We start from the raw sequence: 23,181 nt of genomic DNA, 5'->3' as shown, positions 1-23,181 counted from the left end.
ATAGGTTTGTCACAATGGTGTGCGACAAAGTTAGTTTTCTTCTTCGTTGAACCCTGCCTCCCTGTCATTTACCATAGATAAGTAAATACTATAAATAGAAGGGAAGAGTGCAAATGGCTCAGCCTAATATAAAAATAGCTGTACAAAAATTCGGTAACTTCCTGAGCTCTATGGTCATGCCGAATATCGGTGCGTTTATCGCCTGGGGCCTGATAACTGCACTATTCATACCATCCGGGTTCTGGCCAAATGAAAGCCTTGCCAAAATGGTTGACCCAATGATTACTTATCTTCTTCCGCTGCTGATTGGTTATACAGGCGGAAAATTGATCCATGACCAGCGCGGAGCTGTAGTCGGTGCCATAGCTACTATGGGTGTCATCGTCGGCTCTGATATTCCGATGTTCCTCGGAGCCATGATTGTCGGCCCGATCGCCGGTTATGCAATCAAGCTTTTTGACCGCGCCATTGAAGGTAAGGTCAAGGCAGGCTTTGAAATGCTTGTCAATAACTTCTCTGCTGGAATCATTGGCGGTGTACTCGCGATATTGGCATTTGCGGGTATCGGACCTGCAGTCGATGTATTCACAGGCTGGCTGGTCAGCGGGGTGGAATGGCTTGTAGAAACAAACCTGCTGCCATTAACAAGCATCCTGATTGAACCTGCAAAAATTCTATTCCTTAACAATGCAATCAACCACGGGGTCCTGACTCCGATTGGGACGGAACAGATCAAACAGACAGGCCAGTCCATCCTGCTGCTGCTGGAAGCAAACCCTGGACCTGGTATCGGTGTGCTTCTTGCGTACATCTTCTTCGGAAAAGGAAACGCAAAGCAATCTGCACCCGGAGCTGCACTTATCCATTTCTTTGGGGGAATCCATGAAATTTACTTCCCTTACATCCTGATGCGTCCGCTATTATTCATCGCGGTCATCCTTGGCGGAATGAGCGGTGTGTTCACACTTGTCCTGCTTGGCGGCGGTCTATTCGCACCGGCATCACCGGGAAGCATTCTCGCCATCACGGCAGTGACGCCTCACCATGCGAGTGCCTATATTGCCAACTTTGCTGCTGTCCTTGTAGCCGGTGCTGTTTCGTTCATTGCTTCTGCCTTTATTTTAAAAACAGGCAAGCAGTCAGATGAAAATATTGAAGCCGCAGCACAAAAGATGCAGGAAATGAAAGGGAAGAAAAGCTCAGTTGCTTCTGCATTCACAGCAACAGAAGGCAAGCTTCCTGAAAATGTGAGCAAAATTGTCTTTGCCTGTGATGCCGGAATGGGCTCAAGCGCCATGGGGGCTTCACTTCTCCGCAAAAAAATGAAGGCTGCCGGCCTTAATGATGTGAATGTAACCAATACGGCAATCAGCAATATTCCTGCTGACGCACAGGTAGTCATTACACAGGAAGAACTGACGCCAAGGGCAAAAAATAAAATCCCTGAAGCCTATCATGTGTCAGTGGATAATTTCCTTTCAAGCCCTGAATACGATAATCTGATCAGCAAGCTGAAAGGAACTGCAGAAGAAGAACTGATTGACATCGCTGAAGATGCGGAAGCTGAAGCGATGGGGGAATCGCCTGCAGAAGAACGCAAGGAATCGCCTGCAGCGGAAGTACAGGAAAACAATGATCTGCTGCTTGAAAAATACGTATTCCTGAACCAGAAATTCAATCATAAAGATGAAGCCATCCGTTTTGCCGGAAGAGCGCTTGTCGATGGCGGATATGTCCGTGAAAATTATATTGAAGCCATGATTGAGCGGGATGAAATGACTTCAACTTATATGGGCAATGATGTTGCCATCCCTCACGGCACAGAAGCGGCTAAGCAGGAAGTCATCAAATCCGGGTTCACTGTCATCCAGGTTCCGGAGGGAGTAGACTTTAACGGTGAAAAAGTACGATTGATCTTCGGTATTGCCGGTAAAGATGGCACCCATCTTGAAATATTGTCTTCCATTGCCGTCACTTGCTCGGAGATGGAAAACATCGAAAAAATGGTCCAGGCGAAAACAGCCCAAGAGTTAATGGATATCCTTAACGGGTAAGGACCGGTAAGACATGCAGAAAGGCACAGCTTGTGCCTTTTTGCGCTTTTGTTTTTTGGCGGAAAAGAATCTGTCTGCAGATAGGGCTGATAAAGATGTTTATTACCTCAAGGGAGAAAAGCATCATAGAACTGATCATAAAGACGGCCGGCAAGCATACGGCCCTGACCCTTGCTTCTTACTTAAACGTGAGTGCCAGGACTGTCCACCGGGACCTTGCATCTGTTGTAAAGGTTCTTCGGCAATTCGGGCTTGAGCTTGGGCGGACGCCTGATGAAGGCCTCGTGATTTCCGGGCGGAATGAGGATGTTTTCCGGCTTGTTCAGACAATGGCGGAAACCATTCCGACAGACCAGACTCCACAGGAAAGGAAGCTGCTGATTCTGTTGGAGCTCCTTAAGGGGGAACCCTTTAAACTTCAGCCGGCAGCAAAGGAAGTCGGCATCAGTGTGACGACCTATACTGCATACCTCGATGAATTGGCTGGCTGGCTTGAAAGCTACCGGCTCTCTGTCAGAAGGAAAAGAGGGGTAGGGGTAGAGCTGTCCGGCAAAGAATCTGATATAAGGAAGGCGCTGGCCGACTATTATTTAATCTATTTTAATGAAGAGCTCATAGAAAGCCTGTTCCTCCTTGATGCAGGAAACTGGAACAAGCCCAGGGTGCTCTACTATTTCCGGTCAAAGTTCCTTTACGCAGCCGACCGCCTTGCCGGCAGAAGAATCAATAAGGGGCAGTCAAGATTGGCTGACAGCGACTATATCGGCATCCTGGTCCATTTATGCATCTCGCTACAAAGAACAGAAGGCGGCTTTTGCATTGAGGACGACCTCATCGAACCTCCGGACATCAAGGAAGAGGCAAATCTGATTGCCAGCCTGGGCAATGAGCTCGCGGATGAATTTTCCGTCAGCCTTGCTGAACAGGATATCCGTTTTCTTGCTATCGTACTGAAAGGATCCAAATTGCAGGCACCTGATTCCGTCCACTATGACAGTGTGATGATCGGGCAGTCTGTCAAAAATATCATCCAGCATGTATCTGCCCAGCTGAATGCAGATTTAACAGGAGACTTCTCCCTATTTCAGGGCCTGCTCGCCCATATGGAAACATCAATATTCAGGATCAGGCAGAATATGGGGATGCATAATCCACTGACAGAAGACATCAAGAAGAAATATCCAGCCCTTTTTCTCGCCGTTAAAAACAGCCTTGAACAGGAGTTCCGTGATATATCTTTTCCCGATGATGAGGCAGCATTCATTGCCCTCCACTTCGGATCTGTCCTGCTGCTCAGGGAAGAACAGCTTTCAGTCCATGCACTCATCATCTGCCCGACAGGGATTGGAACCTCCAAAATGCTGGCCAGCAGGATCAAAAAAGAATTGCCGGAAATCCGGTCCGTCGAAATTTCCTCTATCAAGGAAATACAGCAAACAGATCTGAACAGCTACGATATCATTTTTTCAACAGTCAGATTGCCTTACACAGATTTGGAGTACATCCTCGTCAATCCGCTTCTGGAAGAGGAGGATATACTGGCAGCAAAGGGCTTTCTGCAAAAACACATAGGTGAGCTGGCAGCCAGCCGCACCTTTTCGCCCGAAAGCAGTTATCCCAAGCAAAAAGAACGGAGCATCGGTCTAGGGCAAATGCTGTCTGACCTTGGTGATGTTCAAAACAGTATCAAAGAAATCCTCCGCAATTTCAGGTTTTACTTTTTTCCTGAAGCAGCTGACCATGAGGAAGTGGTTTCCCAAATGGTACATAGTGCAAAAGAACAGGGAAGCCTTTCCGAAAGCAGTAAGGTCATCACCCGTTTAAGGGAACGGGAGAAATTGGGCGGACTGGGCATACCGAAAACAGGGCTGGCTCTTTTCCATTGCCGCCATGAAGCAGTAAAAGAGCTGATTTTCCAAGTGTCACGGCTCGGCCGCGCAGTCCAGCTGAAAGGGATGGATGGCAGGATGATGGAGGCGGATAATCTGCTCCTTATGCTTGCGCCTGAAAGCTTAAGCCCAAGACAGCAGGAAATCGTCAGCCTGATCAGCACCAGCCTGATTGAAAATGATGAAGCGATGCTGATATTTTCTTCAGGCAGTGAGGAAGCTATAAAGAAGAGACTGGAAGAAATTTTTCTCGACTATATCCAAAACCAATTGATAAAGGGATGATAACTATGAAAAAAGCAGTACATTTTGGTGCAGGGAATATCGGCCGCGGCTTTATTGGCGCGCTGTTCTCTAAATCAGGGTATCATGTAACTTTTGTTGATATTGCAGAAGAAATCATCAATCTATTGAATGAACAAGGCGAATATAAAGTCAATCTGGCTGCCGAGAACGGTTCATCAGAGAAGATCAGCTCTGTTTCAGGACTTAATAATATGACACAGGAAAGCCAGGTCATTGAAGCCATCGGTGAGGCTGAGTATCTTACAACAGCGATCGGTCCGAATATCCTGCCGCGCATTGCCCCGCTCATTGCCAAGGGCATTGCTGAAAGAGTTAAAAAAACTGATGACAAGCTGTATATCATTGCCTGTGAAAACCAGATTTCAGCTACCGACCTCTTGAAAGGCTATATTCTTGAAAACCTTGATGAGGAAACGGCAGGAAAGCTGGAAGGCCGGATATTCTTCTTTAATTCAGCTGTAGACCGGATTGTTCCGATCCAGAATAACCAAGGGTCCCTTGATGTGCTGGTTGAGCCTTACTATGAGTGGGTTGTCGAAGCACCAACAGATATACCTGCTGTAGAAGGAATGAAAATCGTTCCTGATCTTGCTCCTTTTATTGAAAGAAAATTATTTACCGTCAATACGGGGCATGCTGTCATCGCCTATCTAGGGTACCTTGCAGGCAAGGAAACCATTGATGAAGCCCTGAAGGATGAAGCTGTCTACAAACAGGCTGAAGCGACGCTGAAGGAAACTGGCGCATATCTTGTAAAGGAATATGGGCTTGATGCTGAAGAGCATGCACAGTATATCAAGAAAATTATCGGCCGTTTCCAGAACGGTTTCCTGAACGACGGTGTAACAAGGGTAGGACGTTCACCGATAAGGAAGCTCGGGCCGAATGACAGGCTTGTACGTCCTGCAGAACAGGCAATGAAGGCAGGTTTGCCGTTCGAAAATCTTGCCAAGGCCATTGCTGCGGCACTGCATTTCGACTTCCAGGGAGATGAGGAAGCCGTTAAAATCCAGGAGATGCTGAAAGAGCACGGGCCATTATATGTGCTCAATGAAGTCAGCGGCCTGGAGGAAGACAATCTTATTGCCAAAGAAGCTGCCCGCCAGTATGAGCAGATGAAAAAATAATAGTGCTAGAACACTCATGCGCCGTTCCTTGAAGGAACGGCGTTTTTATTTGGCTTAGGGCTCCTCCGCCTCGAGGAGGAGCAAGAAACCATCAGAAGGCGCTTATCCCTTTCCTGAAAACGCATTATGATTAAAGCAATTAACCGGAATCGAGGGAGCTTAAATGAAAAAATTCAAAGAAATCTTCCAGAATAAGAATTATGCCAGATTATTTTTTGCCAACTTTACCTCACAAATGGGAAGCACAATAGGCTTGACTGCTTTCATGTTCTACTTGCTGGATCGTTTTTCAGACCAGCCGGTATATGCCTCGATTACAGAGCTCATGTACAGCCTCCCGACGCTCGCGGTATTTTTCCTTGTCGGGGTTTTTGCAGACAGGATGGACCGTCAGAAGATTGCCTATTATTGTGACTGGATCACTGCTGCACTGTCAGTGGCATTGATCGGGACAATCCTGATAGGCTGGATGCCTTTGATTTTCTTTGTACTGTTCCTCAGGAGCGCTGTGCAGAAGTTCTTTTTCCCTGCCGAGCATGCGATGGTCCAGGGGATATTGAAAGAAGATGACTATACGGCTGCAGCCGGCTTGAACCAGCTGATCATGAGTCTTTTCATGCTGTTCGGGAACGGCCTTGGCATTTTGGCCTACTGGACAGTGGGCGTTTACGGCGCCATCCTGGTAGATGCTGTCACATTCGGGCTCAGTGCCCTTTTGATCAGATCATGCCGCATTGCAGAAGAGGTCCGCCTTCCTAATGGAAAGCACACATTGAAGGACCTCAACCTAAAGCTTGTATTCAGGGATTTCAAAGTGGGGATGCAGTATATTTTGAACAATAAGCTGCTGTCGGCCCTGCTAGCCGGTTTCATCGTTTTCGGTGTTGTGAACGGCGGCTTCAGCGTTATGCCGGTTTTTATGCTGAAATACAGGCTTGCGCCAGAAACATATGAGGAATTATCGGTTGTCATCGGGATGGTTTTCGGAGCAGGCATTCTGCTCGGCAGCTTCATCGCCACCTTGCTTTCCCAGAAAATAAAGCTTTATCAGATGATCATTGCCGGAATCACCATCACAGGGGCCTTTGTGATTGCCGCTTCCTTTGCAGAATCTATTATCCTGTTTATGGTATTGATTTTCCTGACATCCCTCGGCCTGCCTCTTGTAAATATCGCAATCGGCGGATGGATGCCCAGCATCATCGACCCAAAAATGATGGGAAGGGTCCAGGGATGGATCAGCCCGCTGATGATGCTTTCACAGTCAGTCACCCTCGGTTTCATCGCCTACAGCTTCCCGGCGATCCTGAAAGTAGAAATGCTTTATTGGCTTGTAGGAGGATGCCTGATACTGGTCGGCCTGTTTTACACAGCTGTCCTGCCTAAATACAGCCGGACCGAAGAAGAATTGGAAAAGGCGGCAGCTGAAACGGCTATATAATTAATTAGGCTCTTTTCGTAAAGATTGCTGCTTTTAATTATAACAAGAATAATTTCCATTTTATGGTGTTGGATAAAGAGGAGCTTAATCCTTATTCGGGTGACCAGCAAGCCTTAAAATAAGCGGAGATTCTGCGGTTAGGCTCCTGAAAATAGCAGGGGTGGGTACAAATAAGCGGAGAATTTCCGGTTAAGAGTAGCGAAGTTGCCCATTTTCCTGTTTTTTGAGTTGATAGACGGAATTTCTCCGTCTATTTGAGCTGATTTTAGTGTTTTTTCGAAATTAGGGGGAATTCCTGCGCTTATTTTTCAGCCTGTCACGGCTTCCGTCATTCAGATCCGGGAAGGTTCCGCTTTTTATGGCTGGGCGGGAAATTGCTCTTAAATAACGATAGCAAAGTAGCAACAGTCAACGGGAAAAGAGCCTTTAATTAAGAAGCGGACAATGTCCGCTTCTTTTAGTATTCTGCCGCCAATTAACAAGGAGTTTTGAAGGATTATCAGCTCTTCATCTAGAAGCATAAGAAATGGGATTCTTTTGCATATGATCGCTGCAAAACACTATTTAAAAAAAGGGAGAGTATAATGAATTATTCACCAATCAATTTTCAAGAGAAGTTTTCAAAATTTGCGGATCATTGGTCCCCTAAAGTTATTGCTGAAATGAATGATTATCAATTTAAGCTTGTTAAAGTCCAAGGGGACTTTGTATGGCATAAGCATAATGACACGGACGAAGTTTTTATCGTTCTGGAAGGCAGGCTGACCATTGAGTTCCGTGATGGAAAAGTGGAGCTGGGAGAAGGGGAGCTGTTTGTCATCCCTAAAAATACTGAACATAAGCCTTTTGCCGGGAACGAATGCAAAATCATGCTTGTAGAGCCGAAGGGCGTTATTAAATACCGGGCAGGAAAGAACAGAGCAGACAGCGGAGAATGATGTTTGGATATAAGTTAACAAAAACCCGCCTGCTAATATAGAAGTTTCCCGGCTATGAAGATAGATAATAAAAACCAGACCAATGGGGGCTTGGATGGATAATGTATAAAACTGGTGTCATTGCCGGTATCATGACATTCCTTTTCTATATAGTATTTTTGCTTCTATACCTTTTAGAAATCATCAATGAATATGCCTTTGTCTTTATGCTGTTTCTCCTGCTGGTGATTCTGCTGAATTTATGGTTTGTTTTCCGCCAAAAACGTAAAAACAGAATACAAATCACAGTTTCAGCCTTTCTCCTCTTCCTCCTGTTCTGCTATGAACTGCCGCTGCTGCTGGTAGCGCTGAGCTCTCCCCCTTCGCATGTCGCTTATGCCTACCAGGAACCGAATGAGGCCTTAAAGGGATCGGGTATTTTTTCGGTAGGCGTAGCTGAATTTACGCTGAAAAACCAGAACAGTGAACAAGATGCCAAAAAGATTTTGGCAGCGCAGGGAGTTGACGTACTGTCCGTTGCTGAAGTGGATCATAAAGTTAGATATGACAGCAAAAACCGGCAGCTGTTAAAATGGCTTCATCTGCAGAAAGAACCTTTGCTGCAAATGGAAGAGAACGCAGCAGAATACCTGGGAAAAGAAGATGATTGGCTCAGGAGATTTATACAGCAGCCAGACATTGCCGGTAATAGTGCCGGACTCAGCCTGGCGCTTTCAGGGCTCATTAAAGAAGGACTCCTTGAAAACAGGCTGCCTGTTGCAGTTACGGGCGCGATTAATGAGCATGGAGAAGTATCTTATGTAGGATTGATAAAGGAAAAAATCCGGATTGCTGAAAGATCTGGATTCTTATACCTGATCATTCCGAGTGAAAATGCGGAAGAAGCTGCAGCTATACAAAAAGAAAGCAGCAGAAAAATAGAAATTATTGATGTTTCACATGTGGATGAAGCTGTTGAAGCTATTGGGAGATTGAATGATGGAGGATAGCATCAGGAATTTTCATAAAGAAAGAGAGGACGAGATACATGGACAGCATTATTTTTGATTTAGATGGGACCATCTGGGATTCAATTGATACAGTTCTGGTTGCCTGGAACAGTGTCATTAAAGAAGAGGACCGCAAGGAAGGTAAATTGACACGGAAAGATTTTGAAGGAACAATGGGTCTGCAGATGGATGAAATAAGCCGCAGGCTTTTTCCTGATCTAACAGAAGAACAGCGGCAGCAGCTGGTGGAGGAATGCAGGAAGGCTGAAGCACACTTCCTGGGAATCCATGGTGGAGAACTTTATGAAAATGCTGAAAAAGTCCTGGAGGAACTTTCGCAAAAATATAAGCTCTTCATTGTCAGCAACTGCCAGGAAGGCTACATAGAGGTTTTCTATAAATATCATAAGCTTGAAAACTATTTTCTTGATTTCGAAAATCCCGGCCGGACCGGCCTTTCAAAGGGTGAGAATATCAAATTGATCATAGAAAGAAATCATCTTTCCAGCCCGGTATATGTAGGTGACACAGAAGGCGACAGAAAAGCCGCCAGATTCGCAGGAATCCCTTTCGTTTATGCTCAATACGGCTTCGGGGAAGTGAGTGAATATGATAAGGAGATTAAAAAATTTGAAGATCTCTTAAAGGTTTTCGGCTGAAATGATCACCTATTTGGGAACACCGCTAATGGAGACCGAAAGACTGAATCTCAGGAGGCTGAAACGTTCGGACAGCCAAGCCATCTTCGACCGATGGCTTTCAGATGAGCGCGTAGCAGAAAACAGGATGAGTGCGGCACACAGGACGGTTTCTGAAACCAATGCGAGAGTGGCGGATATAGCAGCCAGATATGAAAGGAAAGACTTTTGCTGGTGGGGAATCGAATTGAAAGCCACGGGGGAATTAGCCGGAGAAATTGACTTGTATGATTGGGATCTGACCACCGGAAACAGCAGCGTCAGCTATTCCCTGGGCTATGCCTGGTGGAATAAAGGATATGCTACAGAAGCATTAAAGGCGGTCATGGAGTTTGGGTTCTCTGAAATGAATCTACATAAAATTTCTGCCGCTCATAATACGGATAATCCTGCTTCCGGGAAAGTGATGAAGAAAGCGGGAATGAAGCAAGAAGGAATTGTCAGGCATATGATACGTAATGCCAAAGGACAGTATAAGGATTGCGTTCTTTACGGCATCCTGCAGGAAGATTTTCTAAAAATGAATTTTCAGAAGGATTGATTGCTTTTCAAGCCTCTCCCTCAGATTGATTGCTGAGACAGAACCTGTTTTTTGCCGAAAAAATTTTTATAACCTAAGTTTTAAACGATCATAAGGAGGCATCGTCCATTGTAAATTTCCCTTTTTATCATTAAATTCTAAGATAAAGAGGGGCAGGTTATATGAAAAGCAAATCTTTCCGGTCTCTTTGGATTGGGCAGTCACTCGCCAATTTAGGAGATGTGTTTTATATAGTGGGTTTGATATCCATTTTATATTCTGTTACCGGGTCTCCGGTGTACCTGGCACTGCTGCCGTTTTTGAATATGGCAGGCCGGGCTGTTAGCGGAGCAATTTCGCCATTAATGCTCAATAAATACAAACTTAAATCCATGCTTGTCAGCTCCCAGGTGAGCAAGACGCTGGCGCTTTTTATTCTTTCTGGCTGGCTTTGGCTGCAAAGCTCTCCGGAGATACTGTTCGTATTAGTGTTGATATTTGTTATTGCTTTTTTCGACGGCTGGGCACTCCCGGCTTCAGACGCCATGCTGCCAAGGCTGGTGGAGAAAGAAGAACTGATGAAAGCCAACAGCTTTTTAGCTTTATTAAATGAATCTATCCAATTAGGCGGCTGGGCACTTGGCGGCATTTTGACTGCAGCGGCAGGAGGGCAGAATGTCATCTGGCTTACGCTGGCTTTCTATGCCGTGTCTTCCCTGATGATGCAGTTAATCAATGATAAGACTCCATTCCAGTCCAATACTGAAAAGCAAAGTACGGTGAACGTTCTGCTGGAAGGCTGGATCTCTATTTGGACGCAGCCTGTTTTGCGCAGCTTTCATGTGGTGATTCTAATAGAAGCCATTGCTAACGTAGTCTGGATAGCTGCCACTCTTTATGTATTTGTTGCGGAAGTTTTAAAGGCAGGGGAAGCCTGGTGGGGTTATATCAACACTTCTTTTTTCATGGGCTTAATATTGGGCGGGGTCATATGCAAGAAGTTCTCTTCTATTTTTGAAAAAAATATGAAACTCACCTTGATATCCGCCTCTTTCGGAGTGGCCATAGTGACATTGCTGTTTGGCGCCAATTCACTGGCCTGGGCTGCATTACTATTAGTATTTCTCAGCGGGCTTATCCATCAGATCAAAGGCATCATTCTGTACACCTATATACAAAAAGAGGTCGCGGCAGAAGAGCTGCCAAAGGTGTTCAGTGCCCAGCATACGCTGGTCTCCATGGCGTTTGCCCTTTCAACAGTATTGTTTGGGGCGATGGCGGAGAACAACAGTGCGGAGATTACTTTCGTAATTGCGGGAATACTGCTGCTGTTTAACGGAATCTACCTGCTGGCGGTCAGAAAGAGATTCTCCTGAGATTATTTAAAAGATGAATAACTGAAGGCTGCATTTTTGCAAATGCAGCCTTCAGTTTGTGCAGCCGGCACTATCCAATATTTTTTTCGAAAAAAAATGAACGATTTTCGTGGCCCCGCCGTCATATGAATGAAAAGAAAATGAACAGCAGCGGAATAGAGCAGGATAAGAGGTAACCTATCATATAAGGGCATTGGAAGGAAAGATGTCAAAAATGGAAGACAAAGAGCTCGTCAAGGCAGCCAAAAAAGGTGACAAAAGGGCACTGGCCATGCTTTTTAAGCAAAATTACCCTTTTCTGGTCAAGTATTTGGTCAAGGCAGCCATGGATAAGGATCTGGCAGAGGAGCTTGCCCAGGAAACCATGGCAAAATCCCTCGAAAAAATCCATTTGTATAATGGCCAATCGAAGTTCTCTTCCTGGCTCATTTCCATTGCGACCAATTTATATATAGACCATCTGCGCAGGAAGAAAAGGGAGAAACACTGGCAAGGGCAGGAGCAGTCATGGAGGAAGCTGAAATGGCAGATGGAGAGCCGGAATGAAGAGTGGAATGATGCTCTTGCCGCTCTTGGCAAATTGAAAGATGATATACGTGTAGCAATCGTTTTAAAGCATTATTACGGCTATTCCTACGACGAAATAGGAAACATGATGAAAATATCCCCCGGAACAGCCAAATCAAGGATCCATAATGGACTTGCAGCTGTCAGAAAGGAGCTGGGCCTGCATGAAAAAGGAACAGAAAATCATACCGCTGGAAAGTAAATACGAAAATAAACAGGATAGATTGGCAGCTGATGAAATCGAAAAAGGGCTTGAGATCCTTGACCAGTCATTTTCTATTCATACTCCGGAGCTTGAATGGTTCGAGGAGATGGTTGCAGAAAAGCAGGAGCAGCTGCGGAAAAGCTGGATAAGGGATATTGGCCTGTTCTTTGTGATGGCAACGGTGATATTAACGGTCCTGCTTACTACCCTGCACCAGCTTCCAGCTGTCTTCATAGCCATCCAGGCAGCAGCCGGGATATTCATTACAGGGGCAGGCACCTACTATTTTGTCAGGCAAAGGGTGAATGAAGCATGAATGAGGAAATTTCCCTGCCGCTCCTGCTGCTTGTTGCCGTTATACTAATCAGCCAAAGTGTTTTTCTCTTTCTTCATGCGAGAAAAAGGGGGCATCATTATTGGCTGTGGGGTCTGATCGGCCTTATCCAGGCACCGATGCCCCTCTTGGTTTATTTTATTTTTGTCGAGAAGAGCTGGAGGAAAAACAAGGGAGATAAAGAATGGAGAAATTAAAGCAGCTTCTCTTATTTACGGCTCTCGGCGGGCAGCTCCTTGGGCTCGCGATGATTTTCATCAATTTAAAGGCGGCTGTCATATTTTATGCCTCCTATGCCATATTAATCATTGCTTTGCTTATCATGGTGGGCTGGGAAAGGAATAAAGAAAAAAAGGAGGAAAATGAGCATGATTATCGTCACTACTGAATTTGTTCCAGGTATGGAAGTGAAAGAATTGAAAGGATTCGTCAGGGGAAGCACAGTCCAGTCCAAGCATATCGGAAAGGATATTCTGGCAGGGTTCAAAACCATTGTCGGAGGAGAAATCAAAGAGTATACAGAAATGATGGATGAAGCAAGGCAGCTGGCAATCGGGAGGATGGTGGAAGATGCCAGGAAAAAAGGGGCGAATGCTGTGATCTGCATGCGCCTGGAGTCTTCTGCTGTTATGCAGAATGCTTCAGAAATCATTGCCTATGGAACAGCTGTTGTGGCAGAATAATAAAGTTCAGAAAAATAACAAAAATGCCAATTGACTTTTAATAAGACAGATGATAATCTTACAAAGTGGAAAAATTTGAAAAGGGGGCGCATGATCATGATTGTACGAAATGATGCTATTTTAATAACTGAATATATGCCGGCCTGTCCTTTCCCTGACTTTTCCCAGTAATCATTCATTTTAATATTGATTCAGCACAGGCAGCTTTTTGCGCAGCCTGTGCTTTTGTCTTTTTTCGGGACATATCGCCATGACGCGGTATGTCTTTTTTTGTTTTTGTCTTTATATGATGGGAATACCAGGCATCAGCCTGTTTTCTATAACTTTTAAAAAGGAGGAAGTTGGTTATGCTGTTTTATCAACAAGAAAGGATTGCTATTTCGCCTGGAGATCTCGAGGGAGGCTAGCAGAGCGGCTGTTAATAGAAAGGGGAGGAATAAATGTTTTCGATTTTGAAGAAATTGAGCTGGTTTTTTAAGGAACAATGGAAAAGATATACGGTTGCCATTATCCTGCTTGCGATTGTGGGGGTTCTGGATGTGATGCCGCCAAGGCTCGTCGGGCAGGCAATCGATGACATCCATCTGGGATCGCTCGACAGCGGCAAGATCCTTCAGTATTTGCTGCTGCTCGGGGTGATTACAGTAGTGTCTTATGGGATCACGTATGTGTGGATGTATCAGCTTTTCGGAGGGGCTTTTCTTGTTGAGAGAAAGCTGAGGAGCAGATTTATGAACCATCTGCTGAAGATGACCCCGTCATTTTTTGAGAAGAACAGGACCGGGGACCTGATGGCGCGGGCGACAAATGATTTAAAGGCTATATCTGTAACGGCCGGATTCGGGATTCTCACGCTTGTTGACAGCAGCATCTTCATGCTGACGATCCTCTTGACTATGGGCTTCCTGGTCAGCTGGAAGCTGACAATCGCAGCAGTCCTGCCGCTGCCGCTTATGGCTTTATTAATGAAAATATACGGAAAAAGAATCCATGTCCGTTTCATGGAGGCCCAGGATGCTTTCGGGAACCTGAATGACAAAGTCCTTGAATCAGTATCCGGTGTCCGGGTCATCCGCGCATATGTGCAGGAGCGTGCAGATGAAGACCGGTTCCACGATATGACAGAGGATGTCTATGAAAAAAATATCAAGGTCGCCAGGATTGATTCCCTTTTTGATCCAACGATTAAAATCATCGTCGGCCTCAGTTATCTGATCGGGCTTGGCTATGGAGCCAACCTGGTCTTCAATCAGGCGATCACACTAGGAGATCTTGTCGCTTTCAATGTGTATCTTGGAATGCTGATCTGGCCAATGTTTGCAATCGGCGAGCTGATCAATATCATGCAAAGGGGCAATGCCTCCCTTGACCGGGTCCAGGAAACGCTCTCCTACGAGGAGGATGTAAAGGATCCCGGCAAGCCTGCTGATGCCGAGAGACCGGAGAATATTGTTTTCGATGATGTTACTTTCAGGTATCCGTCGAGCAGCACTGATAATCTGAAGAGCATCAAGGTTAGGCTGGATAGGGGCCAGACTTTAGGGATAGTCGGCAAAACGGGCAGCGGAAAGACGACCTTCATCAAGCAGCTGCTCAGGGAATATCCCGCCGGAACAGGAACCCTGGCTGTTGCTGGAATCCCGATCAGGGAACAGTCACTGCAAAATACAAGGAGCTGGATTGGCTATGTGCCTCAGGATCATGTTCTTTTTTCCCGTTCGGTTAGGGAGAATATCCTGTTCGGAAACGAAAAGGCAGATGAAAGTGATCTGCAGAAGGCCATTGACCTGTCAGCCTTCCGCAAGGATCTTGAAATGCTTCCTGAAGGTCTGGAGACCCTTGTTGGTGAAAAGGGGGTTGCCCTATCAGGAGGACAGAAGCAGAGGATCTCGATTGCCAGGGCGCTGATCAAGGATCCTGAAATACTGATACTGGATGACTCACTTTCGGCTGTTGACGCGAAAACAGAGAAAAAGATTATCGGCAATATCCGCTCAGAAAGGGAAGGAAAAACCACCATCATTACCACACACCGCATGACGGCGGTCCAGCATGCGGACCATATTATAGTCCTGGACAATGGCGTGATAGCCGAGGAAGGGACACATCGAGAGCTGATGAAAGGGTCAGGCTGGTATAAAGAGCAGTATATCAGACAGCAGGCCCGGGCAGCTGCAGAAGAGGAGGTGCTGTCATGAAAACAGGAAAACGCCTTTTTTCATATGCGCTTATTTATAAAAAGATCATTCTGGCCGCGCTTGCCATGCTTACTGTCGCCGTTGCCGCAGACCTTGCGGGTCCGTTCATTGCCAAGAGGCTGATTGACCAGCATATACTCGGGATTGAATCCGTCTGGTATCAGACAGGAGAAAACGATGATTCTGTTTCATATAAAGGCCATTATTATACAAGAGAGCAGTATATGGATGAAGGCTCTCCCATGATCGGTCAGGCCCGCATCCTCCAGGCTGGAAAAGATTTTATCTTTGTGGAGGGCGACATACAATTTGATGGAGAACGAAGCTTTCAGGATGGTCTGCTGACCATCTCAAAAGGAGAAGAAAAAGAGGTGTATGAAGGTTCGAGGCTCCAGGGGGAAGAGCTGATGGGTTTTTATAAACCTGAAATCCCGCGCATCATCAGGCTTCTCTCCTTTTACTTCGGATTGATTGTCATTGCGGCCATTTTCCAGTATGGACAAAGATACTATCTGCAAAAGTCTGCTAACCGGATCATCCAGAAAATGCGGAAGGATGTTTTCGGGCAGATTCAGAAACTGCCTGTCCAATATTTTGACAATCTCCCGGCAGGAAAGGTAGTTGCCAGGATTACGAATGATACGGAAGCGATCCGCGAGCTTTACGTGACCGTGCTTTCAACCTTCTTTACAAGCTTCATCTATATTGCCGGCATCTACACCGCGCTCTTTATATTAAATGCCAAGCTGGCAGCAATCTGCCTGATTCTTCTGCCGATCCTGTACATTTGGATGATTGTCTATAGAAAGTACGCATCCAAATATAATAAGGTCATCAGGACCAGAGTGAGCGATATCAATGGAATGGTTAACGAGTCAATACAGGGGATGAACATCATCCAGGCCTTCGGGCGCGAGGGAGACACAAGGAAAGATTTCGAAAAGCTGAACACAGAGCATTTTACCTATCAGAACAAACTGCTCAACTTAAACTCATTAACCTCCCATAATCTAGTCGGTGTACTCCGAAATATCGTCTTCGTTGCGTTTATCTGGTATTTCGGGGGTGAGTCCCTAAATGCATCTGCAGTCATTTCACTTGGAATGCTCTATGCCTTTGTTGACTATATCAACCGTCTGTTCCAGCCTGTGCAGGGAATTGTCAACCAGCTTGCCAATCTGGAGCAGGCACTGGTGGCAGGTGAGCGGGTATTTGAACTCCTCGATGAGGAAGGAATCGAAGTGGATGACAGCAAGGTTCCGCGCTATAAAGGAAATGTAGAATTTAATGGGGTCCATTTTGGCTATAAGGAAAACGAATATGTCCTCAAGGACATTACCTTCAAAGCTTCCCACGGTGAAACCGTTGCTCTTGTCGGGCATACCGGCTCAGGCAAAAGCTCCATCATGAATCTGCTGTTCCGTTTCTACGATTGCCAGAAAGGGAGCATCACTATTGATGGAAAGGACATCACCGGCATGTCGCGGCAGAATCTCAGGAAGCATATGGGGATTGTCCTCCAGGATCCTTTCCTGTTCACCGGGACGATAGCAGAGAATGTGAGCCTCAATGACCCGGCTGTCACAAGGGAGAATGTCGAAAAAGCCTTAAGGGATGTAGGTGCTGACAAAGTACTGGAAAATCTCGAAAAAGGATTTGATGAACCGGTCATTGAAAAAGGAAGCACTCTCTCAAGCGGGCAGAGGCAGCTCATTTCATTCGCAAGGGCGCTGGCTTTTGATCCGGCCATCCTGATTCTTGACGAAGCAACATCAAGCATCGATACCGAAACAGAGACAGTGATCCAGAATGCGATGGAGGTGCTGAAAGAGGGCAGGACGACCTTTATTATTGCCCACCGCCTTTCCACCATCCGCAATGCTGACCAAATTCTTGTCCTCGACCGGGGACGAATCGCCGAAAAAGGCAACCATGAGGAGCTTATGAAGCTGAAGGGGAAATATTATCAGATGTACCAGCTTCAGCAGGGATCCATGGCCGGCTGACAGAAAAGCACCCTTAATTGGGTGCTTTTCTGGTTGGCCAGGCCTGGGCAGAGGTACCCTGAAGCCATTCCAGCCCGCGTTCACCGATTATTCACCTTTATGCCACAAAATCGTGCAGGCAGCTTTTAAGCAGCATGGCAGAAATATGATAATTTTTAAGTAGGGGATATATCTGGCCATCCGGCAGGAATGGAGGGGAAATCATGGAGGTTTTCGCGGTTACTCTCAGCATAGCAAGCATCATGGTCATCGGCTATTTTATCGGCTGTGCGCTCGTCCACAATTGAGATACGGTTAAAGCCGGTCCACAAACAGGCCGGCTTTATGCTTTCCGGAATTCAAATTACTGGAACTGCCAAAATTTTAACATTAAAATGAAGAAATAAGGGAAAAGGCTATAAGGATGAATACAGGAGGGATAAGTATGTCAGATTTCAGGATTGAAAAAGATACCCTTGGCGAGGTAAGAGTGCCGAGTGATAAGTATTGGGGCGCACAGACGCAGAGGAGCAAGGACAATTTCAAAATCGGCACCGAAAAAATGCCTCTTGAGATGATCTATGCCTTTGCCCATTTAAAGCAGGCGGCAGCCAAAGCGAATCATAAGCTTGGAAAACTTTCAGATGATAAGAAGGAAGCAATTGCGGCTGCGTGCACGGAAATATTGGATGGGAAGCTGGATGGGCACTTCCCACTGGCTGTCTGGCAGACGGGGAGCGGCACCCAGTCCAATATGAATGTGAATGAAGTCGTTGCAAGAAGAGCGAATGAGATGCTCTCGGAAAAAGGCTCAGAGGAAAAGGTGCATCCGAATGATGATGTAAATATGTCCCAAAGCTCAAATGATACATTTCCGACGGCCATGCATATCGCAGCTGTCATCGAGCTGACAGAAAGGCTGCTTCCTTCACTGAACGAGCTGAAGAAGACCATTAAAATCAAGGAAGAATCCTTCAAGGGGATCGTCAAAATCGGCAGAACACATCTCCAGGACGCCACGCCATTGACACTGGGCCAGGAAATCAGCGGCTGGAGGGCCATGCTTGAGAAAAATGAAAAAATGCTGATAGATGCTATCAAATATCTGGATGATCTGGCGATCGGCGGAACAGCGGTTGGCACAGGCATCAATGCCCATCCGGACTTTGGGCCGATTACGGCAGAGTGGATATCCGAACAGACTGGCCATCCTTTCCGTTCGGCGGATAATAAATTCCACGCCCTGACAAGCCATGACGAGATCGTCCATGTGCATGGCAGTCTCAAAGCGCTCGCTGCCGATCTGATGAAGATCGCCAATGATGTACGCTGGCTTTCCAGCGGGCCGCGCAGCGGGATCGGCGAGCTTTCCATTCCTGCTAATGAACCGGGAAGCTCCATCATGCCAGGCAAAGTGAACCCGACGCAAAGTGAAGCCTTGACCATGGTCGTGACACAGGTATTCGGCAATGATGCAGCAATAGGGTTTGCTGCAAGCCAGGGGAATTTCGAGTTGAATGTCTTCAAGCCGGTCATTATTTACAACTTCCTGCAAAGCATCAGGCTTCTTGCAGACAGCATGCAGTCTTTCAATGAAAAATGCCTTGTTGGCCTTGAAGCGAATGAGGAAGTCATCAAAGAGCATGTAGATAGATCACTTATGCTTGTCACTGCCTTGAATCCTCATATCGGCTATGAAAAGGCCGCAGAGATTGCGAAGCTTGCCTTTAATGAAAATTCCACGCTGAAAGAGGCGGCGCTGAAAACCGGCCATGTAACAGAGGAAGAATATGATCAGTGGGTTGACCCGGATAAAATGATTTAATAGCAGCACAAGAGAAAGGACACCATAAGTTTGGTGTCCTTTCAGCCATTATCTATTCAATTGTTTTAGCTTAGATTAAAATTGAGATCCGCCAAGCTGCTGTTCAGCCATTTGAACAAGACGCTTAGTGATTTCTCCACCAACAGATCCGTTAGCGCGGGCAGTTGTTTCTGCACCAAGGTTTACTCCGAATTCGTTAGCGATTTCGTATTTCATTTGGTCTAGAGCTTGTGATACGCCTGGTACTAAAAGCTGGTTTGAAGAATTGTTGTTTGCCATGATGAGCACTCTCCTTCGAATAATTTTTTGGTTGGACTATTTTGGACTTGAACCAAACGGAGCACCATGCATAGTCCGCAGTGGGAAGGGAAGCTGTGCCTGCCGGCTGTTTGCTGTTTGTACTCTCTATTATGGTTGATTCCTGCCTGTTTATTCGGCAGGAAATGATGCAATTATTTCCTTTTTTGAATGGTTTCTTATGACTCTGAAAAGGCTATTCTACATACATAGCGGAAAAGGATGCAGACTAATGATATTAGACTGATGGAATAGGAAGGAGGAGCAGCCATGTCAGTATGCCCGGCATGCAACGGGCTTGAAAATATCAGCAAAAGCTGCCCGAAATGCGGTAACGGAATGGAAGACAGCGGGAAAATCATGGATTTTTATGATGATTACAGCGCCTATATGCCAGCTGACCAGTTGAAACTCGAGGATGGGTATCCTGATGATTATAAAAATAAAGAATGCCCCCATCTGCTTTCATGTCCGCACTGCGGAGACGATGAGGTGGCATTTGTGAAAGAAAAAGAAAACTCCGTCTGATTAGACGGAGTTTTTTTCTATTATTCATTCTTTGAGCGGATGCGGTCTTCTGTTTCAGCATCGAAGAAGTGGGCTTTGTTCATGTCGAACGCCAGGTCCACCTGCTGTCCAGGCATGATGTCTGTCCGTGAATCAACACGGGCGACAAAGTCCTGGCCATTGATGCTGGAGTAAATCATGGTTTCTGCACCAGTAAGCTCGGATACATCGATTTTGGCAGAGATTTTGGATCCCTGGGAAGCATCGATGAATACAGGCTCATCGTGGATATCCTCAGGACGGATTCCGAAAATGATGTCTTTGCCGACATATCCCTGGTCGCGGAGAACTTTCATTTTTCCTTCCGGAACGGCTACAGATGTATCACCGAGGACCAGCTTTCCATCCTGGAGCTTGCCGTTGAAGAAGTTCATGGCAGGAGATCCGATAAATCCGCCGACAAATACATTTTCAGGTTTTTCGTAAACTTCTTTTGGAGCTCCAACCTGCTGGATGACTCCGTCTTTCATGACCACAAGGCGTGTAGCCATTGTCATGGCTTCGGTCTGGTCATGTGTTACATAAATCGTTGTTGTCTGCAGGCGCTGGTGAAGCTTGGCAATTTCCGCACGCATCTGTACGCGGAGCTTGGCATCCAGGTTGGAAAGCGGCTCATCCATCAGGAAGACTTTGGCATCGCGGACGATGGCGCGGCCAAGTGCAACACGCTGGCGCTGACCGCCGGACAAAGCTTTTGGCTTACGGTCCAGATAAGGCTCAAGTCCAAGGATCTTGGCAGCTTCGTTTACACGGCGGGCAATTTCATCTTTTGGAAATTTGCGGAGCTTCAGTCCAAAAGCCATATTATCATAAACCGTCATATGCGGGTAAAGGGCATAGTTCTGGAAAACCATCGCGATATCGCGGTCTTTTGGAGGCACATCATTGACGCGTTTGCCGTCAATTGAGAAATCCCCCTGTGAAATTTCTTCAAGTCCTGCAATCATTCGCAGTGTTGTCGATTTACCGCAGCCTGAAGGGCCGACAAAAACGATGAATTCCTTGTCCTGGATATGAAGATTGAAGTTATCCACTGCTGTCACTTTGTTATCATAAATTTTATATATATTATCCAGTTTTAATTCTGCCATCCTAATTCCTCCCCGGTTGTTTTCCTTCTGCTTCTAATAATAAAGGAAATTTCAGAAATCAGCATTGGGAGGTGTGCACAAAAGATGGGCAGGCTTTTTAGTCACATTGTACAGTCCGGTCTTAATGCTGCTGATCCTTGAGCAGACAGGCAAGGTAAACGGTTACAGCATTATTGAAATCCTTCAGGTTTACTCCTGTTTTTTCCGAGAATTTATCCAATCTGTATTGCAGGGTATTTCTGTGGATGTACAGTTTTTTTGCCGACAGGGTTGCGTTGGATCCGTTCTCAAGAAAAGCTTTGATTGTGGCCAGCAGTTCCGAATCCTCTGCAGCCGGTCCAAGAAGCTGGGTGTCAAGGCTCCCGCGGAGGCTTGGCTTCATTTCAGCAACCAGGCAGGACGGGAATGCCTTTTCAAAGGTTAGGACTCTTTCATGGGGCATCAGCCTGAGGGCTCTGCCGAAGAAATCCTTCTCCTCTTCAAAGCCGCCCCGCAGTTGATCGCCTGCGGGAAAAAACTTGCCCAGGTATACATACATTTTTACGTAAAAATCGGTCTCGAACGCCTGGATGATGGATCGGAATTCGTCTTCGCCAACATCGTTGCCTTCCGGAATAACAAGATAGCAGCGGGTTTTCTTTTCCCACAGGAGAATAATATCCTCTGACAAAAAGGCCCGCAGCGCCGTTTCGGCATCTTCCTGCTCAAACTCGCTGCCGCTCAATTCGATTTGGGCGATTCTGCAGCGCGCCGGTTCAGCCTCGGGCAGGGGGCCGCTGCGGAACAGCCAGTCATGCCATCCTTTTGAGTGCTGATCCAGCCTGCCGGGAAGGCGTGCAGAATGAAAAAGAGTGCGGAGGAGCCTTAATTCTTCTTCGGAGATATCTTTTGCAGGCACTCCGAACCATTGAGTTTCATCATTGTCTGTGAACCAATAAAAATCATGAAAAAAGAAAAAGTCTGGTTCTTCCTGCTGAAGCCTGGAATTCCGGTATAAAGCATGCAATTTAGTAAACATAGATCATTCTCCATACTTTCTTTTATTCGTCAAAAGAGATAATATTTTACTCAAACCTTTATTTTGGTGGCTGTGTTAAAGATTTCTGCTGATATCCAGCTCTCTTAATTATAGCAGGAATAAGGCATCAGCAGCCATCAGTCTGCCGCTGCATATGGTAATATAGCATTAATCAGTTTGTCCGCAATTAAGGGGTGAAAAATAGATGGAATATTCACAGGAAATGAAGAATCGCCTGAAGCGCCTGGAGGGTCAGGTCCGCGGAGTCATCCGGATGATGGAGGAAGAGAAGCACTGCAAAGATGTGGTGACCCAGCTTTCTGCCGTAAGATCCGCCGTTGACCGGGCGATGGGGTATATTGTCGCCAAAAATCTAGAAAGCTGCATAAGAGAAGCCAATGAAGAGGGCAGAAATGCAGAAGAAGCCATCCAGGAAGCAGTCAATATGATTGTAAAAAGCAGATAATCAAAAAAACCGCAGACAAAAGGTCTGCGGTTTTTTTGCCTTATTTGGATGTGGTCCTTGCCGGCGGCTCCTCGCGTACCAGGGGACGTGCCTCTTCAATATTGGCGGAGCTTCTGCCTTCATGTACAGATCCCCCTGAGAGCCCTTCGCCTATCATGCGCTCAACATCCTGGTATGTATCCTCCCTGCCTTCAAAAAGAGCATCAGGCGCAGATTTCTTTGATTCTGGATCATTTTTTTTCATGGTACAGACCTCCATGGCTAAGTATTATTACTTTTCCATCAAGAGAGCTGATTATGCACAGGATTCTTCCTCAGCGGCTGTCATACACATGAAAGAGCATCAATTCATGGATGCCCGATTTAAGGCGGTCCTCCTCGTCTGAAGGGGGAGCGGCGCCCGTCCATTCAATGCTGCCGTCGGGGTTGTAAATGCCGTTGTACTTTTTATTTTTAAAATAAAAGGAAATACGCCAGCCGGGCATCTGGTTGTTTTCATAAAGCGGCTGATATTGAAAATGTGTTAGCATATCATTCCTCCTCTTTCTCCATTGTAATCGTTTTCTGTCCATACCCCAACGAAAAAGTAAAGGGCACCTGCCAGGAT

The 23,181-nt window shown here is 46.2% G+C and carries 23 protein-coding genes and 1 pseudogene; 19 read left to right on the top strand and 5 right to left on the bottom strand.

From position 1 onward, the window contains the following. Positions 1-113 precede the first annotated feature (113 nt). The 17 genes and pseudogenes from RBB45_RS07840 (at position 114) to fumC (ending at position 19,135) form a co-directional block, all read left to right on the top strand. The gene (locus RBB45_RS07840) at positions 114-2,054 is read left to right on the top strand and encodes a PTS mannitol transporter subunit IICBA (protein ID WP_306009398.1); all 1,941 of its coding nucleotides are present in this window, start codon (positions 114-116) and stop codon (positions 2,052-2,054) included. A gap of 95 nt (positions 2,055-2,149) precedes the next feature. After that, positions 2,150-4,228, top strand: coding sequence for a BglG family transcription antiterminator (locus tag RBB45_RS07835; protein ID WP_253616504.1), 2,079 nt, complete (start codon positions 2,150-2,152; stop codon positions 4,226-4,228). A 5-nt stretch (positions 4,229-4,233) separates the two neighbouring features. After that, positions 4,234-5,376 carry a mannitol-1-phosphate 5-dehydrogenase gene (locus RBB45_RS07830; protein ID WP_306009397.1) on the top strand — a complete coding sequence of 381 codons (1,143 nt, stop codon included), beginning with the start codon at positions 4,234-4,236 and terminating at the stop codon, positions 5,374-5,376. A 163-nt stretch (positions 5,377-5,539) separates the two neighbouring features. Further along, positions 5,540-6,817: an MFS transporter gene (locus RBB45_RS07825; protein WP_306009396.1), complete on the top strand. Its 1,278-nt coding sequence runs from the start codon at positions 5,540-5,542 to the stop codon at positions 6,815-6,817. A 584-nt stretch (positions 6,818-7,401) separates the two neighbouring features. After that, positions 7,402-7,768 (top strand): annotated as a pseudogene (locus tag RBB45_RS07820) (cupin domain-containing protein). Positions 7,769-7,856: 88 nt separating this feature from the next. Then, the gene (locus RBB45_RS07815) at positions 7,857-8,744 is read left to right on the top strand and encodes a S16 family serine protease (RefSeq protein ID WP_306009395.1); all 888 of its coding nucleotides are present in this window, start codon (positions 7,857-7,859) and stop codon (positions 8,742-8,744) included. A 38-nt stretch (positions 8,745-8,782) separates the two neighbouring features. Next, positions 8,783-9,403, top strand: a complete 621-nt coding sequence (locus tag RBB45_RS07810) for an HAD family hydrolase (RefSeq protein WP_306009394.1) — start codon at positions 8,783-8,785, stop codon at positions 9,401-9,403. Positions 9,404-9,431: 28 nt separating this feature from the next. Continuing rightward, positions 9,432-9,983 carry a GNAT family N-acetyltransferase gene (locus tag RBB45_RS07805; protein ID WP_306009393.1) on the top strand — a complete coding sequence of 184 codons (552 nt, stop codon included), beginning with the start codon at positions 9,432-9,434 and terminating at the stop codon, positions 9,981-9,983. Positions 9,984-10,144: 161 nt separating this feature from the next. Continuing rightward, on the top strand, positions 10,145-11,338 hold the full coding sequence (locus tag RBB45_RS07800; protein ID WP_306009392.1) for an MFS transporter: 1,194 nt from the start codon (positions 10,145-10,147) through the stop codon (positions 11,336-11,338). A 214-nt stretch (positions 11,339-11,552) separates the two neighbouring features. Then, positions 11,553-12,107 carry an RNA polymerase sigma factor SigY gene (gene sigY / locus RBB45_RS07795; RefSeq protein WP_180827383.1) on the top strand — a complete coding sequence of 185 codons (555 nt, stop codon included), beginning with the start codon at positions 11,553-11,555 and terminating at the stop codon, positions 12,105-12,107. Continuing rightward, positions 12,070-12,426 (top strand): YxlC family protein, encoded by a 357-nt coding sequence (locus RBB45_RS07790; RefSeq protein ID WP_306009391.1) that lies wholly within the window; start codon positions 12,070-12,072, stop codon positions 12,424-12,426. The genes sigY and RBB45_RS07790 overlap by 38 nt, the downstream gene beginning before the upstream one ends. Continuing rightward, positions 12,423-12,641: a hypothetical protein gene (locus RBB45_RS07785; protein WP_009795139.1), complete on the top strand. Its 219-nt coding sequence runs from the start codon at positions 12,423-12,425 to the stop codon at positions 12,639-12,641. The genes RBB45_RS07790 and RBB45_RS07785 overlap by 4 nt, the downstream gene beginning before the upstream one ends. Further along, positions 12,629-12,832: a hypothetical protein gene (locus tag RBB45_RS07780; protein WP_009795140.1), complete on the top strand. Its 204-nt coding sequence runs from the start codon at positions 12,629-12,631 to the stop codon at positions 12,830-12,832. Before RBB45_RS07785 ends, RBB45_RS07780 begins: the two co-directional genes overlap by 13 nt. Further along, a complete protein-coding gene (locus RBB45_RS07775) occupies positions 12,813-13,127 on the top strand; it encodes a YbjQ family protein (RefSeq protein WP_009795141.1) in 315 nt (104 codons plus the stop codon). The genes RBB45_RS07780 and RBB45_RS07775 overlap by 20 nt, the downstream gene beginning before the upstream one ends. 440 nt (positions 13,128-13,567) lie before the next feature. After that, positions 13,568-15,325, top strand: a complete 1,758-nt coding sequence (locus tag RBB45_RS07770) for an ABC transporter ATP-binding protein (RefSeq protein ID WP_306009390.1) — start codon at positions 13,568-13,570, stop codon at positions 15,323-15,325. After that, the gene (locus RBB45_RS07765) at positions 15,322-17,331 is read left to right on the top strand and encodes an ABC transporter ATP-binding protein (protein ID WP_306009389.1); all 2,010 of its coding nucleotides are present in this window, start codon (positions 15,322-15,324) and stop codon (positions 17,329-17,331) included. Before RBB45_RS07770 ends, RBB45_RS07765 begins: the two co-directional genes overlap by 4 nt. A gap of 424 nt (positions 17,332-17,755) precedes the next feature. After that, positions 17,756-19,135 carry a class II fumarate hydratase gene (gene fumC / locus RBB45_RS07760; RefSeq protein WP_101551004.1) on the top strand — a complete coding sequence of 460 codons (1,380 nt, stop codon included), beginning with the start codon at positions 17,756-17,758 and terminating at the stop codon, positions 19,133-19,135. Between the two features lie 75 nt (positions 19,136-19,210). Here fumC and RBB45_RS07755 read toward each other — a convergent pair whose 3' ends face one another. Further along, the gene (locus tag RBB45_RS07755) at positions 19,211-19,414 is read right to left on the bottom strand and encodes an alpha/beta-type small acid-soluble spore protein (protein WP_009795148.1); all 204 of its coding nucleotides are present in this window, start codon (positions 19,412-19,414) and stop codon (positions 19,211-19,213) included. A gap of 288 nt (positions 19,415-19,702) precedes the next feature. Here RBB45_RS07755 and RBB45_RS07750 point away from each other — a divergent pair, with 288 nt between their 5' ends. Continuing rightward, entirely contained in the window at positions 19,703-19,960 is a 258-nt protein-coding gene (locus RBB45_RS07750) for a hypothetical protein (protein ID WP_009795149.1), read from the top strand. 20 nt (positions 19,961-19,980) lie between these two features. Here the strand turns inward: RBB45_RS07750 and RBB45_RS07745 are convergent, their stop codons facing one another. Together RBB45_RS07745 and RBB45_RS07740 are read right to left on the bottom strand one after the other, a co-directional pair. Beyond that, on the bottom strand, positions 19,981-21,090 hold the full coding sequence (locus tag RBB45_RS07745) for an ABC transporter ATP-binding protein (protein ID WP_009795150.1): 1,110 nt from the start codon (positions 21,088-21,090) through the stop codon (positions 19,981-19,983). A gap of 121 nt (positions 21,091-21,211) precedes the next feature. Continuing rightward, a complete protein-coding gene (locus RBB45_RS07740) occupies positions 21,212-22,108 on the bottom strand; it encodes a PucR family transcriptional regulator (protein WP_253616506.1) in 897 nt (298 codons plus the stop codon). Positions 22,109-22,313: 205 nt separating this feature from the next. On the opposite strand from RBB45_RS07740, the gene RBB45_RS07735 reads away from it, so the two are divergent. Next, a complete protein-coding gene (locus tag RBB45_RS07735; RefSeq protein WP_009795152.1) occupies positions 22,314-22,574 on the top strand; it encodes a metal-sensitive transcriptional regulator in 261 nt (86 codons plus the stop codon). Between the two features lie 40 nt (positions 22,575-22,614). Here the strand turns inward: RBB45_RS07735 and RBB45_RS07730 are convergent, their stop codons facing one another. Then, positions 22,615-22,818, bottom strand: a complete 204-nt coding sequence (locus RBB45_RS07730) for a hypothetical protein (protein ID WP_094768314.1) — start codon at positions 22,816-22,818, stop codon at positions 22,615-22,617. Between the two features lie 70 nt (positions 22,819-22,888). Then, positions 22,889-23,104, bottom strand: a complete 216-nt coding sequence (locus tag RBB45_RS07725; RefSeq protein ID WP_009795154.1) for a YheE family protein — start codon at positions 23,102-23,104, stop codon at positions 22,889-22,891. Positions 23,105-23,181: the final 77 nt, after the last annotated feature.

The organism is Bacillus sp. MMSF_3328 (genome assembly GCF_030733525.1).
Classification (GTDB): Bacteria; Bacillota; Bacilli; order Bacillales; family Cytobacillaceae; genus Bacillus_AB; species Bacillus_AB infantis.
This window is presented reverse-complemented; position numbering and strand designations above follow the sequence as displayed.

Bases quoted from the DNA above. Each gene is read 5' to 3' on its own strand.
- RBB45_RS07840 (WP_306009398.1), top strand. From the start codon at position 114: ATGGCTCAGCCTAATATAAAAATAGCTGTACAAAAATTCGGTAACTTC.
- RBB45_RS07835 (WP_253616504.1), top strand. From the start codon at position 2,150: ATGTTTATTACCTCAAGGGAGAAAAGCATCATAGAACTGATCATAAAG.
- RBB45_RS07830 (WP_306009397.1), top strand. From the start codon at position 4,234: ATGAAAAAAGCAGTACATTTTGGTGCAGGGAATATCGGCCGCGGCTTT.
- RBB45_RS07825 (WP_306009396.1), top strand. From the start codon at position 5,540: ATGAAAAAATTCAAAGAAATCTTCCAGAATAAGAATTATGCCAGATTA.
- RBB45_RS07815 (WP_306009395.1), top strand. From the start codon at position 7,857: ATGTATAAAACTGGTGTCATTGCCGGTATCATGACATTCCTTTTCTAT.
- RBB45_RS07810 (WP_306009394.1), top strand. From the start codon at position 8,783: ATGGACAGCATTATTTTTGATTTAGATGGGACCATCTGGGATTCAATT.
- RBB45_RS07805 (WP_306009393.1), top strand. From the start codon at position 9,432: ATGGAGACCGAAAGACTGAATCTCAGGAGGCTGAAACGTTCGGACAGC.
- RBB45_RS07800 (WP_306009392.1), top strand. From the start codon at position 10,145: ATGAAAAGCAAATCTTTCCGGTCTCTTTGGATTGGGCAGTCACTCGCC.
- sigY (WP_180827383.1), top strand. From the start codon at position 11,553: ATGGAAGACAAAGAGCTCGTCAAGGCAGCCAAAAAAGGTGACAAAAGG.
- RBB45_RS07790 (WP_306009391.1), top strand. From the start codon at position 12,070: ATGAAAAAGGAACAGAAAATCATACCGCTGGAAAGTAAATACGAAAAT.
- RBB45_RS07785 (WP_009795139.1), top strand. From the start codon at position 12,423: ATGAATGAGGAAATTTCCCTGCCGCTCCTGCTGCTTGTTGCCGTTATA.
- RBB45_RS07780 (WP_009795140.1), top strand. From the start codon at position 12,629: ATGGAGAAATTAAAGCAGCTTCTCTTATTTACGGCTCTCGGCGGGCAG.
- RBB45_RS07775 (WP_009795141.1), top strand. From the start codon at position 12,813: ATGATTATCGTCACTACTGAATTTGTTCCAGGTATGGAAGTGAAAGAA.
- RBB45_RS07770 (WP_306009390.1), top strand. From the start codon at position 13,568: ATGTTTTCGATTTTGAAGAAATTGAGCTGGTTTTTTAAGGAACAATGG.
- RBB45_RS07765 (WP_306009389.1), top strand. From the start codon at position 15,322: ATGAAAACAGGAAAACGCCTTTTTTCATATGCGCTTATTTATAAAAAG.
- fumC (WP_101551004.1), top strand. From the start codon at position 17,756: ATGTCAGATTTCAGGATTGAAAAAGATACCCTTGGCGAGGTAAGAGTG.
- RBB45_RS07755 (WP_009795148.1), bottom strand. From the start codon at position 19,414: ATGGCAAACAACAATTCTTCAAACCAGCTTTTAGTACCAGGCGTATCA.
- RBB45_RS07750 (WP_009795149.1), top strand. From the start codon at position 19,703: ATGTCAGTATGCCCGGCATGCAACGGGCTTGAAAATATCAGCAAAAGC.
- RBB45_RS07745 (WP_009795150.1), bottom strand. From the start codon at position 21,090: ATGGCAGAATTAAAACTGGATAATATATATAAAATTTATGATAACAAA.
- RBB45_RS07740 (WP_253616506.1), bottom strand. From the start codon at position 22,108: ATGTTTACTAAATTGCATGCTTTATACCGGAATTCCAGGCTTCAGCAG.
- RBB45_RS07735 (WP_009795152.1), top strand. From the start codon at position 22,314: ATGGAATATTCACAGGAAATGAAGAATCGCCTGAAGCGCCTGGAGGGT.
- RBB45_RS07730 (WP_094768314.1), bottom strand. From the start codon at position 22,818: ATGAAAAAAAATGATCCAGAATCAAAGAAATCTGCGCCTGATGCTCTT.
- RBB45_RS07725 (WP_009795154.1), bottom strand. From the start codon at position 23,104: ATGCTAACACATTTTCAATATCAGCCGCTTTATGAAAACAACCAGATG.